The sequence below is a fragment of the Clostridium sp. Cult1 genome (assembly GCF_021655095.1).
GTDB lineage: Bacteria > Bacillota > Clostridia > Tissierellales > Tepidimicrobiaceae > Schnuerera.
Genome location: NZ_PPXW01000001.1, coordinates 2000451 through 2014677 on the forward strand (window position 1 = coordinate 2000451; position 14227 = coordinate 2014677).

12 protein-coding genes and 2 other annotated features are annotated in these 14227 nt (G+C 34.9%); of the genes, 9 read left to right on the forward strand and 3 right to left on the reverse strand.

All coding sequences use genetic code 11. From position 1 onward, the window contains the following. Positions 1–6 precede the first annotated feature (6 nt). Positions 7–855, forward strand: coding sequence for a 2-oxoacid:ferredoxin oxidoreductase subunit beta (locus C3E89_RS09980; RefSeq protein WP_005583402.1), 849 nt, complete (start codon positions 7–9; stop codon positions 853–855). Between the two features lie 34 nt (positions 856–889). Here C3E89_RS09980 and C3E89_RS09985 read toward each other — a convergent pair whose 3' ends face one another. Genes C3E89_RS09985 through C3E89_RS09995 form a run of 3 tightly spaced genes read right to left on the reverse strand, consistent with a single transcriptional unit; the run spans position 890 to position 3980 of the window. Continuing rightward, positions 890–1255 carry a DUF1667 domain-containing protein gene (locus C3E89_RS09985; protein ID WP_025642694.1) on the reverse strand — a complete coding sequence of 122 codons (366 nt, stop codon included), beginning with the start codon at positions 1253–1255 and terminating at the stop codon, positions 890–892. A 14-nt stretch (positions 1256–1269) separates the two neighbouring features. Beyond that, entirely contained in the window at positions 1270–2529 is a 1260-nt protein-coding gene (locus C3E89_RS09990; RefSeq protein ID WP_236912638.1) for an NAD(P)/FAD-dependent oxidoreductase, read from the reverse strand. 20 nt (positions 2530–2549) lie between these two features. Then, positions 2550–3980 (reverse strand): NAD(P)/FAD-dependent oxidoreductase, encoded by a 1431-nt coding sequence (locus C3E89_RS09995; protein WP_236912640.1) that lies wholly within the window; start codon positions 3978–3980, stop codon positions 2550–2552. A 465-nt stretch (positions 3981–4445) separates the two neighbouring features. On the opposite strand from C3E89_RS09995, the gene C3E89_RS10000 reads away from it, so the two are divergent. The 8 genes from C3E89_RS10000 (at position 4446) to trpS (ending at position 14218) form a co-directional block, all read left to right on the forward strand. Then, positions 4446–5009, forward strand: coding sequence for a glycerol-3-phosphate responsive antiterminator (locus tag C3E89_RS10000; protein WP_005584407.1), 564 nt, complete (start codon positions 4446–4448; stop codon positions 5007–5009). A gap of 96 nt (positions 5010–5105) precedes the next feature. Continuing rightward, positions 5106–5825, forward strand: coding sequence for an MIP/aquaporin family protein (locus C3E89_RS10005; protein WP_236913469.1), 720 nt, complete (start codon positions 5106–5108; stop codon positions 5823–5825). A gap of 49 nt (positions 5826–5874) precedes the next feature. Beyond that, the gene (gene glpK, locus C3E89_RS10010; protein ID WP_336512970.1) at positions 5875–7356 is read left to right on the forward strand and encodes a glycerol kinase GlpK; all 1482 of its coding nucleotides are present in this window, start codon (positions 5875–5877) and stop codon (positions 7354–7356) included. Between the two features lie 144 nt (positions 7357–7500). After that, positions 7501–9174: a 2-oxoacid:acceptor oxidoreductase subunit alpha gene (locus tag C3E89_RS10015; protein WP_236912645.1), complete on the forward strand. Its 1674-nt coding sequence runs from the start codon at positions 7501–7503 to the stop codon at positions 9172–9174. Positions 9175–9247: 73 nt separating this feature from the next. After that, positions 9248–11041 (forward strand): thioredoxin domain-containing protein, encoded by a 1794-nt coding sequence (locus C3E89_RS10020; protein ID WP_236912648.1) that lies wholly within the window; start codon positions 9248–9250, stop codon positions 11039–11041. Between the two features lie 68 nt (positions 11042–11109). Continuing rightward, positions 11110–11343: a binding site (T-box leader), on the forward strand. A gap of 113 nt (positions 11344–11456) precedes the next feature. Further along, a complete protein-coding gene (gene cysK / locus C3E89_RS10025) occupies positions 11457–12374 on the forward strand; it encodes a cysteine synthase A (RefSeq protein WP_236912651.1) in 918 nt (305 codons plus the stop codon). Positions 12375–12378: 4 nt separating this feature from the next. Then, entirely contained in the window at positions 12379–12924 is a 546-nt protein-coding gene (gene epsC, locus C3E89_RS10030; RefSeq protein WP_236912653.1) for a serine O-acetyltransferase EpsC, read from the forward strand. Between the two features lie 53 nt (positions 12925–12977). Next, positions 12978–13186 (forward strand) — a binding site (T-box leader). Between the two features lie 33 nt (positions 13187–13219). Further along, positions 13220–14218 carry a tryptophan--tRNA ligase gene (trpS, locus tag C3E89_RS10035; RefSeq protein WP_336512943.1) on the forward strand — a complete coding sequence of 333 codons (999 nt, stop codon included), beginning with the start codon at positions 13220–13222 and terminating at the stop codon, positions 14216–14218. Positions 14219–14227: the final 9 nt, after the last annotated feature.

Sequence of the window (14227 nt, forward strand, 5' to 3'; positions counted from 1 at the left end):
ATTATAATGGTTAATGAATATAAACTTTATGAACCATCCTGGTGTCCTGGATGTGGAAACTATATGATAAGAACAGCCCTTAAACAAGCTTTAGAAGAACTAGGGCTGGCACCGCATGAAGTAGTTATTTCATCGGGGATAGGTCAGGCTGCAAAAATGCCCCATTATATAAAGGTGAATGGATTCAATGGTCTCCATGGTCGGGCTTTGCCACCAGCCATAGGAATAAAAATGGCAAATAAAGATTTAAAAGTAATTGTAGAATCGGGAGATGGGGATACATACGGTGAAGGAGGAAACCATTTCATCCATACTATAAGAAGAAATATAGATATAGCCCACTTTGTCCACGATAATCAGATATATGGATTGACTAAAGGGCAAGCATCACCTACAACAGCTATGGGACAGAAGACTACCTTACAATTTGATGGGGTTAAGGTGGAGCCGTTACAACCTTTGGCTTTAGCTTTAACTATGGGAGCAGGCTTTGTGGCTAGAGGATTTTCTGGAGATATTCCCCATTTAGTAGAGATAATGAAAGAAGCAATAAATTATAAAGGCTATGCGCTAGTAGATATATTCCAACCCTGTGTAGTATGGAATAAGGTAAATACCTTTGCATGGTACAAGGAAAGAGTGTATCATTTACCAGAGGATTATGACTATACCGATAGGGAAGAAGCCTTTAAAAAGGCCATGGAGTTTGGCGATAAAATTCCTATAGGAATACTATATAAAGTTGAAAAGGAAACCTATGAAGACAAGTTCCCATTTATAAAGGAAGGGCCACCTCTTGTAGATAGAGAATTGGATCCTATGGATGCGGAAAAACTACTAAAGGAGTTCATGTAAAAGGATAGCTTAAGCTATCCTTTTACATATCTATTTAGCCTATGGATTTAGTAGCAATTAAATTGGCATTTGTATTACATATATTCTTTGCAATTATATCTCCTGCGTTAATAGGTGTTTCAATTTCTAAATACCTTATTTCATCCATGATTTGAAGCATCTTATTCTTGGGGATTCCCACATCAGTTCTTACGGGTAACATACTGTTGGAGAACCCTTTAATTCTTACTGTAGATGTAAGGACTCTAGTAGGGTTGGTCATTTCTTTTATAGCATATTGAAAACCTCTATTACATCTATTTCCACTAACCTTATATCCTTCTTTTGATGTAGGATCTTTTTCAATAATTAAATTACATCCAATGGGGCAAAGGATGCAAATTTTTTCTAACCTGCCCATATTAATCCCTCCAATCATTTAATATAAACTGAAACTTTGTTTCCAGTCATATTATTTAAATCCTCTTTTCTTAAGAGTATAGATTCCATTTCTGATGGAAATAATTGATTTCTCTTAAATTTTTTTATAACCTTTCCATTGGTTTCTACAATAATCTCTATATTTTTATAGATATTATCTACTCTCATGAATAGGTTAATATTCTCATCTAAATTATCTATATCTAAATATTGGGGCAGAACATATCTTACTCCCTTTTCAGGATATAGGTGAACTATATTATCCTTAATCTTTTTCTTTTCACCAACTTCTTTAATATATTTAGCTGCCGATTCTCCAGCTTTATAAGATTCTTTAGTTACATTATCAACTAAATCATGAACATGGAGTACATTACCACATGCAAATATTCCTGCTACACTAGTTTCTAAAGTTTCATCTACTAGGGGACCAGAAGTAAGGGGATCCATTTTTACTCCTGCACTTTTAGATAATTCATTTTCAGGAATCAATCCAACGGAAAGGATTAAGGTATCGCATTCTATATGTTTTTCTGTTCCTTTTATTACATTTCTATCTTCATCTACTTTAGCTAATATTACACCTTCAATTCTGCTTCTACCTATAATATCTATTACCGTGTGTTCTAATAATAAAGGAATATTAAAATCCTCCAGACATTGAGCAATATTCCGTTTTAGCCCATTAGGATAGGGCATTATTTCAGCTACAGCTTCTACTTTTGCTCCTTCTAAAGTAAGTCTTCTTGCCATGATTAACCCAATATCCCCAGAACCAAGAATTACAACCTTTTTTCCTACCATATATCCTTCTATATTGATAAATCTTTGGGCAGTCCCAGCAGTAAAAATTCCACTAGGTCTGGTACCTGGGATATTAATAGCTCCCCTTGGTCTTTCACGACAGCCCATGGCTAATATTATGGCTTTAGCTTGAATACTAAAAAAACCATCAGTAGAATTTACCACTGCCAATTCCTTTTTATCATTTATATCTAAAACAAAGGTATTTAGTCTATAATCTATGCCTAGTTCCTCTACTTTGTCCATAAATATCTTCGCATATTCAGGCCCTGTTAATTCCTTTTTAAAAATATGGAGTCCGAAACCATTATGAATACATTGGTTTAAAATTCCACCTAATTCATTATCCCTTTCTATAATTAGTATATCCATCACTCCCAATTCCTTGGCTCTAATTGCAGCAGCTAAACCAGCAGGTCCACCGCCTACTACAACTAAATCATAATTCAAATTTAACACCTCCAAAATGATTATTTGGTTTTACCTGTCAAAATATAAGAATCTAAACTATCCTTCACAATTTCTTCTATATCCTTACCTTGTTCTCTAGCCAATATTTCCATTACACGAGGCATACAAAATCCGCCTTGACATCTACCAGAGCCAGGTCTTGCTCTTCTCTTTACTCCATCAACAGTAGTAGCCCCTGCCTTCCTAAGGATTGCATCTATAATTTCTCCTTCTGTTATGGTTTCGCATCTGCAAATTACTTTACCGTACCTAGGATCAATTTTTATCAATTCATTCTTTTCTTCATTTGATAGTTGGTTGAACCTAATTATCTTTTTTCTATTAGGATTATAGTTATCCTTTTTTACCAGACCATTATTAATCTCACCTACCATATTAACCACATATTCTGCAATAGCTGGTGAAGCTGATAGCCCAGGCGACTTTATACCTGCCACATTTATAAAACCTGGGGCATCATCTGGTTCTCCTATTATAAAATCTCCGGTTTCTGGTTCTGCTCTAATTCCAGCAAAAGTGGTAATTACTTTGTCAAAGGGAATATTCGGGAGGGATTTACTAGCAACTTTGGCTACGAACTTTAATCTATGGCTATTGGTTTTTGTATCTTCTTTCTCTTCTATAATTTCACTATCTGGTCCTACTATTAAATTCCCATGAACAGTAGGGGTTACCACCACACCCTTGCCTTTTTGTGTTGGGCATTGGAATATTACAGTATTTACAATATTACCAACGGTTTTGTCCATTAAATAATATTGGCCTTTTTTAGGAATGATTCTAAACTTATTATGGGAAACCATATTATTCAACTTATCTGCATAGATTCCTGCACAATTTATTACTATTCGCCCTTCTGTTTTACCTTTATTAGTAAAAACATTGTATCCATTAGAGGTTTTATCAATATTCAATGCCTCTGTATTTAAGCTAAGTTCAACCCCGTTTTCTATAGCATTTTCTCCTAGTGCAATGGCCAATTCCCAAGGACCAATGATGCCAGCAGTTTTAGCATATAATGCACCTTGAACATTATGAGATATATTAGGTTCCATTTTTTCTACCTGGTCTCTATTCAGAATTTCCATTTTAGGAACCCCTGATTTTAAGCCTCTATTATATAGAACCTTTAATGTTTTTAAATCAGTATCATCAAAAGCTAAAACCAAGGAGCCAATCCTTTTAAAGGGAACGCCTAATTCATCACATACCTGGTCAAACATAGGATTACCCCGTACGTTAAAATAAGCCATCTTGCTACCGTTAAGAGCATCAAATCCAGCGTGTATTATAGCCGTATTTGCTTTAGTAGCACCGTTGGATATATCGTTTTCCTTGTCCATTAACAATATGTCTAATTCATATTTGGACAATTCTCTAGCAATAAAATTGCCTATAATCCCTGCACCAATTATGATTACATCATACATGGAAAACCCTCCTTTTTTGGATAAATACAAAAGAACCACACTTTGCTCTTTAAGAGCAAAAAGTGTGGTTCTCCATTCTCAACCATAATATTTAATTTTTATCTTATAATTATTATATTATTCTATTGGCAAATTGTAAAGCAAAAAAACAATATTTCTAAATATTCATAAAAAGAGGACCTTTATCATAATATTATATAAATAAAATCTATTCTGATATGATAAATATGTATAAAATTAAATATTTGGTGGAGATAGAGAGAACCGCAATATTTAACCTATTGAATAATAGGCTAGATAGTTGCGGTTTTATTTAGAAGAAATATTTTCGGTAGACTGTATAGAGACAGAAGTACAAGCATATATCTAGTAATAGTGCAGGAATAATTAGAATAGAAAAGAAACTTTTGATACACAAAAATTCCGATGGAATAGATGATTCCTATACAAAAAGGGGGGAGAGTCATGAAAGATTTTTTCAATACTGCAAATCAGAATCCAATTATAGCTGCCCTTAACCATGTAGACAAATTAGACAAGGTTATCCAATCGCCATGTAAAATAGTGTTTTTATTAACAGGGAATATACTCAATCTGGGATTTATAGTAGATAGCTTAAAGAAGAAGGATAAACTAGTATATATTCACATAGATTTAATAGACGGATTTTCTAAAGATGATATAGCTGTAAAATTCATATATGAACATATAGGTTTAGATGGCATAATCACAACTAAAGCTAATTTAATAAAAGCAGCAAAGGAATTGCATATATTCACTATACAAAGATTGTTCATATTAGATTCTCTAGCATTAGATTCTGGCATTAATTCAATAAAAAACACAAAGCCAAATGCTGTTGAAATACTTCCAGGAATCATGCCTAAAATAGTGAAAAATGTAATTGCAGAAACTCGTATACCGGTAATAACCGGAGGACTTATTAAAGAAAAGGAAGATGTGATTTTAAGCCTTAAAGCAGGAGCTATAGCCATATCTACTAGTAATGAAGAAGTGTGGTATATGTAGTAAAAACGATATAGGAGGTGAGAAGAAAAAGTTATTCATTTTATTGGATTTTAAGATTATTAGAAAATTTAAAAAGGGGGAGAAGATGTGTCGAATATGGGTATGTATTTTGGTGAGTTTTTTGGTACAATGTTGTTAATCCTTCTTGGTGATGGAGTAGTGGCAAACGTTGTTCTAAAGGATTCTAAAGGCAATAACTCAGGGTGGATAGTAATTTCCACAGCTTGGGGATTAGCAGTTGCAATGGCGGCATATACTACTGGCTGGGTTAGTGGTGCCCATCTTAATCCAGCATTGACTTTAGGGTTTGCTGCCATTGGAAATATATCCTGGTCTTTGGTGCCTGGATATATTGTGGGCCAAATGTTAGGGGCAATGGTTGGTGCTATTTTAGTATACTTAACTTATAAAGATCATTTTGCAGCTACAGAAGATGCAGATGCCAAATTAGGAGTATTTTGTACAGCTCCGGCAATAAGAAATACTGTATCCAATATGATTACTGAAATTATAGGAACTGCTATGTTGGTTATTGGAATCTTAGGTATTAATCATGGTAATAACGGGGTAGGTGCCCTATCTGCCTTATTAGCAGGTTTTCTAGTATGGAGTATAGGATTAAGTTTAGGAGGTCCTACAGGTTATGCTATAAATCCTGCCAGGGATTTAGGACCGAGAATAGCCCATGCTATATTGCCAATACCGGGAAAGAGAGATTCAGATTGGGGCTACGCCTGGATACCAATAGTAGGACCAATAATTGGTGGAGTATTGGGTGCTTTCGTATATCAGCTATTTACAAATTTATGGGTATAACTATAGAATAAAATAAAAGGGGGAAGAAGCATTGGTTAAAAAATATGTAATGGCTTTAGATCAGGGTACAACAAGTTCTAGAGCTATAATCTTTAATCATGAAGGGGAAATAATTCAAGTAGCACAAAAGGAATTTACTCAATACTATCCAAAACCAGGTTGGGTAGAACATGACCCAATGGAAATATGGGGCACCCAGTCTGGAGTCCTTAGAGAAGTGCTAGAAACAGCAGGAATTAGACCAGATGAAATAGCAGCCATAGGGATAACAAATCAAAGGGAAACTACTGTGGTATGGGATAAAAATACAGGAAAACCCATATATAATGCTATAGTTTGGCAATGTAGAAGGACAGCAAATATCTGTGATGAATTGAAAGCAAAAGGTCTAGAAGATTATATTAGGGAAAACACTGGACTGGTAATAGATGCATACTTTTCAGGAACTAAAATTAAATGGATACTAGATAATGTAGAGGGAGCTAGGGAAAAAGCTGAAAAGGGTGAATTATTATTTGGTAATATGGATACTTGGTTAATATGGAATTTAACAAGAGGCAAGGTACATGTTACGGATTATAGTAATGCCTCTAGAACTATGATATACAATATTAAGGAATTAAAATGGGATGAAAAGATGTTAGAAGAATTAGGTATACCAGCTGCTATGTTACCAGAAGTTCGACCTTCTAGTGAAATATATGGTGTTACAGATCCACAAACCCTTGGTGGTGCAAAAATTCCAATTTCAGGTATAGCAGGAGACCAACAGGCAGCCTTATTTGGGCAGGCTTGTTTTGAACCGGGAATGGCTAAAAATACATATGGCACTGGATGTTTTATGTTGATGAATACTGGTGAAGAAGCGGTAACTTCTAAAAATGGACTTTTAACCACTATTGCCTGGGGAGTAGATGGCATGGTAGAATATGCCCTAGAAGGTAGTATCTTTGTAGCTGGGGCTGTAATCCAATGGTTAAGAGATGAACTACATTTAATAACCCATGCAAAGGATAGTGAATATTTTGCATCCCAAGAAAAAGATAATAATGGAGTATATCTAGTCCCTGCCTTTGTGGGATTGGGAGCTCCTTATTGGGATATGTATGCAAGGGGAACTATAGTAGGTTTAACAAGGGGAGCAAATAAAAATCATATAATAAGGGCAGCTTTAGAGTCTATTGCATATCAAACAAGGGATGTATTGGAAGCTATGCAGGAAGATTCAGGTATAGACCTACAGGATTTAAGGGTAGATGGAGGAGCAGTGGCAAATAATTTCCTAATGCAATTTCAATCGGATATATTAGGGGTTCCTGTCCATAGACCAGAGATAATAGAAACTACCGCATTAGGTGCAGCCTATTTAGCAGGGCTAGCCGTTGGCTTCTGGAGTGATAAAGAAGAGATAACAAAACGGTGGAGTGTAGATAGAGTCTTTGAAACTGAAATGGAAGATGAAGAAAAAGAGAGATTATATAAAGGGTGGAAAAAAGCCGTAGAAAGATCTCATAAATGGGAAGAAGAATAGAAGATTAGATGGCCTAGGCCATCTAATTTTTATGCTAGTATTGCTTCTAAGTCTTAAGTAGTTCTTTGTGATAATGGGATTATTTAGGGTATAACATAGTATAGTGAAATAAGTTCAACAATATAAGGGACGGGAGGTTTTCAATTGGACTATACTATTTTAGTAGGTGGTGCAGCTGGTCAAGGTATAGATACCTTTGCTCATCTTTTAGAGAAAACTTTAAAACGTTGCGGATATTATGTGTTCACCTATAGAGACTATATGTCTAGGGTTAGAGGTGGACATAATTTCATTCAAATTAGGTTTTCGGATAAAGAGATTTTTACACATTCTGAAAAAATTGATCTAGTATTTGCCTTAAATGAAGAAACTATAGAAATCCATAGTTCCAGATTAAAACCCAAGGGAATTTTAATCTGTGATGAAGGGATAGGTAAAGGGGAAAAGATAGTACATATACCCATAAAGAGAATACTAAAGGATATTAAAAATCCTAGAGTCTATAATACCATAGGATTAGGTGCTATAATCAAGTACTTTGGATTGCCCCTTAATATTCCAGAAGGGTTGATTAGAAGCCAATTTCAAGAAAAAATAGCCCCAGCCAATATATCTGCTTTAAGGGCAGGATATGAGGCAATGGAGAAGAGATATAAATTAGAATTATTGGAAGATGATAAAATAGTAATCAATGGAAATGAAGCCTTAGCCTTAGGAGCCCTAGGGGCAGGATGTAAATTTTACTGTGGATACCCTATGACTCCATCTACCAGTATATTATCCTACTTATCCAAGAAATCAGAAGAAATGGGAATTATGGTAGAGCAGATAGAAGATGAAGTAGCTGCTCTAAATATGGCCTTAGGAGCTTCCTATGGAGGAATAAGATCCATGACAGGTTCTTCTGGAGGAGGGATAGCCTTAATGATAGAATCCCTAAGCCTAGCAGGCATTGTAGAATTACCTATAGTATTGGTAAATGCCCAAAGGTCAGGTCCAGCCACAGGTATGGCTACTAGGACTGAACAATCAGACCTTAGATTTATGATCCATGCAGGCCATGGGGAATTTCCTAGGATGGTTATAGCCTTAAGAAACCCAGAAGATGCATTTTATCAAACGACTAGGGCCTTTAATATAGCTGATAAATATAGAATTCCCGTAATTCTTCTAACGGATTTGTATTTAGCAGACTATACTCAAACTATAAAACCCTTTGATTTTAGTAAGATTAAAATAGATAGGTATATTTCTAAGGAAGAAGAGCTAATAGATGAAGAGTATAAACCCTATAAACTTACTAAAGATGGCATATCTCCAAGGATAATTCCAGGGGAAATACCAGGTCAGGTAGTCCTAGCAGATAGCCATGAACATGATGAATTTGGGCATATTACAGAAGACCCAATTATCAGGACTAAAATGGTAGATAAAAGGATGGAAAAATTCCAAGGTTTAAGAGAAGAGGTGGAGGAACCTTGGCTAATTGGGGACGAAAGGCCAGAGAATTTAATAGTCTGCTGGGGCTCTACCTATGGTGCAGTTCAGGAAACAGTTGATAGACTTAGGGGAGAAGAAGTATCTATTGGGGCTTTAGTATTTGGAGATATATGGCCGTTCCCTAAAGAGAGGTTATTAGATTTAGGAAAAACTGCCAGTAGGATAATAGATATAGAACAAAATGCTACCGGTCAATTAGATAGTTTAATAAGGGAAGAAACCCCTTATGAATCTAGCCACAAAATTTTAAAATATGATGGAAGACCTTTCAGCGGCTATGAACTCTATAAAAGGATTAAAGGGGAAGTATTAAAATAGATATTAGTTTTGGAATATAGCCAAATTCTATGGGTAGAATATACATAACAATATTTAGAAAGGGTTTGGTTAAATGAATGAAATGGATAACAGAAATCCAAATAAATTAATATATGAAAAATCCCCTTATTTACTTCAACATGCCTATAACCCAATAAATTGGCAATCCTGGGGAGAAGAGGCTTTTCAGAAGGCTAAGAAAGAGGATAAACCTATATTTTTGTCCATAGGATATTCTACCTGTAGATGGTGTCATAATATGAATAGGGAATCCTTTCAGGATGAGGAAGTAGCCAATATATTAAATGAGCACTTTGTTCCAATTAAGGTAGATAGGGAAGAAAGGCCAGATATAGACAAGGTTTATATAACTTTTGCAGAAGCCTTAACTGGAACAGCTGGGTGGCCTCTTACTCTATTATTAACTCCAGATGGTAAGCCTTTTTTTGCTGGAACCTATTTCCCTAAAAGATCAAAAAGAGGACTTACTGGGCTAATAGAATTATTAACTAAGGTTAAGGAAACTTGGAAGGAAAGAAAAGAGGATATAATTGAAGAAAGCCATTATATATTAAAAGAAGTAGATTCAAGATACAATAGCTATTCTAAAGGAAATATTGATAAAGATATATTGAAAATGACAAAGGAAGAGTTAGAAGAAACCTATGACGAAGCTAATGGAGGATTTTCCTATAGGCCTAAATTTCCATTACCTCAGTATATACTTTTTTTACTAGAATACGGATATAATATGGATGATGAAAAGGCAATAAATATGGCTGAAACAACTCTAGACAATATGTATAAAGGGGGTATATTCGATCATATAGGATTTGGGTTTTATAGGTACTCAGTAGATGAAAAATGGTTAGTTCCTCATTTTGAGAAGATGTTATACGATAATGCTTTACTGGCTATTACTTATATTAAAGCCTATGAAATGACTAAAAAACTTCATTATAAAGAAATTGGAGAGAAGATATTCGAATTTCTATTAAGGGATATGGTATCAGAGGAAGGCGGCTTTTATTCTGCCTTAGACGCAGAAACAGAAGGAGAAGAGGGGAAATACTATGTATTTGAATACGATGAAATAATAGATCTTTTAGGAGAAGAGTTTGGAGAATTTTATACCAATTATTATGATATAACGGAAGAGGGAAATTTTGAAGGAAAGAGTATTCCCAATCTAATTGGAAAGGACTTAGATTCTATAAAGGAATTAGATATGAATAAGTTGAATAGTATGAGGGATATGATTCTATCCTATAGGGATAAAAGGGTTAAACCCCATAGAGATGAGAAGATTCTAACATCCTGGAATGGGTTAGCCATAGCTGCTTTAGCCTATGGAGGGAAAGTGGTAAAGAAAGACCTATTTATAAAAAGGGCAAAAGAGGCGGCAGATTTTATAATATCTAATTCTATAGATGAAAAAGGCTATCTATTGTCTACCCATATTGATGGAGAGAGCTATAACTATGGATTTTTAGAAGATTATGCTTTTTTCATATATGGACTTTTAACCCTTTATCAGGCAACTGAAGATAAGACCTATTTGGAAATAAGCAAAAAATTAAAGGATGATATGGTAAGGCTGTTCTGGGATGAAGAGGGTGGAGGATTTTATTATTACAGTCATATTTCAGAACAGTTAATCCTAAGACCAAAGGATTTTTACGATGGGGCAATCCCTTCAGGTAATTCTTTTGCAGCCCTAGGCCTTCAAAAATTATCTAATATAACAAAAGATGAAGAAATATATGATAGACTGAATAAGGTATCCTACTCAATAGGAGATAGTATAAACAAGAATCCAACGGCTTATATATATTCCATATTAGCCTTTACATCTTTTTCCTTATAAAGACAAAAATATATTTACTATTAGGAACAATTATGCTATACTGTAATATAATATTTTATAAAGTAAATTTAAAAACTATGACTTGGTAAAGTAGAGTATATATAGTATTACAGAGAGGATTCCAGCTGGTGGAAGGAATCTATACTAGTGTATTCGAAGTGCACCAAGGAGTTTTTAGTCGAAACTTCAGTAGACTTAAACGGTAGTTCTCGTTATAGAACTAGAGTATGTTAGTACTCGAATAGAGATGGGATCATGTCCCAAACAGAGTGGAACCGCGAAAGTAACCTTTTGCCTCTGTATATTTATTTATACAAGAGGTAAAAGGTTTTTTTATTGCTATCCCCAGGGTAAACTAAGGATATATATTCAAAGGATTACTTTTAATAAAAAATTATTTTTGGGAGGAGATAAAATGGAATTTAACAATATCTATAAAACCATAGGAAGAACGCCTTTAGTAAAATTAAATAATATGATAACAGAAGATATGGCAGATATTTGGGTGAAAGTGGAGTTTTTCAATCCAGGTGGTAGTGTTAAGGATAGACCAGCTTTATACATGATTAAAGATGCAGAAGATAAGGGGATATTAAAAAAAGGCAGCACCATTATAGAACCTACCAGTGGTAATACTGGCATTGCCCTTGCCATGATAGGGGCAGCAAAGGGCTATAAGGTGATAATAGTAATGCCTGATACTATGAGTATTGAGAGAAGAAAACTTATGGAAGCTTATGGAGCAGAATTAATCCTTACAGAAGGGAAATATGGGATGGCAGGTTCAGTAGAATTAGCTAAAGAACTGGCTAATAAGGAAGGATATTTTATGCCAGACCAATTTGGGAACATGAATAATGTAAAAGCCCATTATGAAACCACTGGTGTAGAGATATTAGAAGACATAAAAGGGGAAGTGGATGCCTTTGTCGCTGGAGTGGGAACAGGAGGAACTATAACTGGGGTAGGTAAAAGGTTAAAGGAAAATAATCCGAATACATTAATCGTTGCAGTAGAACCTAGTAAATCTCCAATTTTATCTGGTGGCAATCCAAGTGGCCATGGAATCCAAGGAATAGGAGCTAATTTTATACCAGTGATATTGGATAGAAATATAATTGATGAAATAATAAAAGTAGACGATGAAAACGCCTTTGCAAAAGCTAGGGAAATTGGAGTAGAAGAAGGAATACTTTGTGGTATATCTTCAGGAGCCAACATCTATGCTGCAATTGCTTTAGCTAAAAGGCTAGGAAAAGGCAAAAAAGTAGTAACGGTCTTACCTGATACAGGAGAAAGGTATCTTTCCACAGTATTGTTTAATGGAGAGTGATATAATGATTAAGTTTATCATAGAAGAAGCAAGGAATATAATGGAAAAGGATCCGGCTACTAAAAGTATGATTGAGGCCATTCTTTGCTATCCAAGTTTGAAAGCATTAATTTATCATAAATTAGCCCATAGGCTTTATAAGAAAAAAAGATATGTTTTGGCTAGAATCATATCCCAAAGGGCAAGGAGGATTACTGGTATAGAAATCCATCCTGGAGCAAAGATAGGAAAAAATCTATTCATAGATCATGGCATGGGGGTAGTAATAGGGGAAACAGCAGAAGTAGGGGATAATGTAACTATGTATCATGGAGTAACCCTTGGGGGAATTGGGGGAGAACCAGGTACTAAGCGCCATCCTACTGTAGAGGATAATGTAATGATAGGGTCTGGTGCTAAAATACTAGGACCAATAACCATAGGAAGAGGGGCAAAAATAGGAGCCAATGCAGTAGTTTTAAAAGATGTGCCCCCATATACTACTGTAGTGGGTATTCCTGGGAAAGTGGTAAAAAACAACAGGGATGATTATTTAATGTATGTAATCTAATTATTTTAGTTTACATTTTTATAAAAATGTGTATAATGTAAATAACAGATGAATATGAAACTATGATCAAGAGTAGTAGATATAATAAAGATCCTAAGCGAGTCAGGGATGGTGGGAGCCTGATGATACTATTATATCCAATGGACTTGAGAGTTAATATCTGAAAATATAGTAGGATATTAGGACTAATCCCCCTTAAGGATTAAAGTGGGCTATAAGCCAATTAGAGTGGTACCACGGAAGCAACCCTTTCGTCTCTTTTATAGAGATGGAGGGGATTTTTTATTTAGGAGGAATGAATATGGAGAAAAAAGTTGTATTCAGCGGCGTCCAACCCTCAGGAGGACTTACCATAGGAAACTATATAGGAGCTATAAAAAACTGGATATCATTACAAGATGAATATGATTGCTATTATTCTATAGTAGATTTACATGCTATAACAGTACCTCAAGTACCGAAGGATTTAAGGAAGAACACTTTAGAGGTACTGGCCATATATTTAGCTTGTGGACTTGATCCAGAAAAGTCTACAATATTCATCCAATCCCACGTACCTGCCCATGCAGAATTGACTTGGGTACTAAATACTATTTCCTATATGGGACAATTAAGTAGGATGACCCAGTTCAAAGAAAAATCTAAAAAGTCGGAGGAAAATTTAAATGCAGGCCTATTTACTTATCCGGTATTGATGGCGGCAGATATATTATTGTACCAGACAGACCTTGTGCCGGTAGGAGAGGATCAAAAGCAGCATTTAGAATTAGCCAGAGACTTGGCAGAAAGATTTAATAATAAATATAGTCCTACTTTCCAAGTGCCAGAACCTTTGATAAAAAAGGAAGGAGCTAGGATTATGAGCCTACAAAACCCAGAAAGCAAAATGTCTAAATCTGATGAAAATGAAAATGGTTATATACTTATACTAGACAAACCAGATGATATAAGAAGAAAAATCAAAAGAGCAGTAACAGATTCCATAGGAGAAGTAAAATATAATGATGAACAATTAGGAATCAAGAATCTAATTAATATTTATAGCGTTTTTTCAGGGGACACTATTGAAGAAATAGAAAATAGGTACGAGGGCGTTGGATACGGTAAGTTTAAGGAAGACTTAGCTGAAGTAGTGGTAGAGGGATTAAGACCAATACAAGAAAGATATAATAAACTAATAAATGACAAAGACTATTTAGAGAAGGTATATAGGGAAGGAGCAGAAAAAGCTAGTTATATAGCTAATAAAACTTTAAGAAAAGTATATCGGAAAGTAGGATTTATACAGAGATAATTAAGAAAA

Bases quoted from the DNA above. Each gene is read 5' to 3' on its own strand.
- C3E89_RS09980 (WP_005583402.1), top strand. From the start codon at position 7: ATGGTTAATGAATATAAACTTTATGAACCATCCTGGTGTCCTGGATGT.
- C3E89_RS09985 (WP_025642694.1), bottom strand. From the start codon at position 1,255: ATGGGCAGGTTAGAAAAAATTTGCATCCTTTGCCCCATTGGATGTAAT.
- C3E89_RS09995 (WP_236912640.1), bottom strand. From the start codon at position 3,980: ATGTATGATGTAATCATAATTGGTGCAGGGATTATAGGCAATTTTATT.
- C3E89_RS10000 (WP_005584407.1), top strand. From the start codon at position 4,446: ATGAAAGATTTTTTCAATACTGCAAATCAGAATCCAATTATAGCTGCC.
- C3E89_RS10005 (WP_236913469.1), top strand. From the start codon at position 5,106: ATGGGTATGTATTTTGGTGAGTTTTTTGGTACAATGTTGTTAATCCTT.
- glpK (WP_336512970.1), top strand. From the start codon at position 5,875: ATGGCTTTAGATCAGGGTACAACAAGTTCTAGAGCTATAATCTTTAAT.
- C3E89_RS10020 (WP_236912648.1), top strand. From the start codon at position 9,248: ATGAATGAAATGGATAACAGAAATCCAAATAAATTAATATATGAAAAA.
- cysK (WP_236912651.1), top strand. From the start codon at position 11,457: ATGGAATTTAACAATATCTATAAAACCATAGGAAGAACGCCTTTAGTA.
- epsC (WP_236912653.1), top strand. From the start codon at position 12,379: ATGATTAAGTTTATCATAGAAGAAGCAAGGAATATAATGGAAAAGGAT.
- trpS (WP_336512943.1), top strand. From the start codon at position 13,220: ATGAATATGGAGAAAAAAGTTGTATTCAGCGGCGTCCAACCCTCAGGA.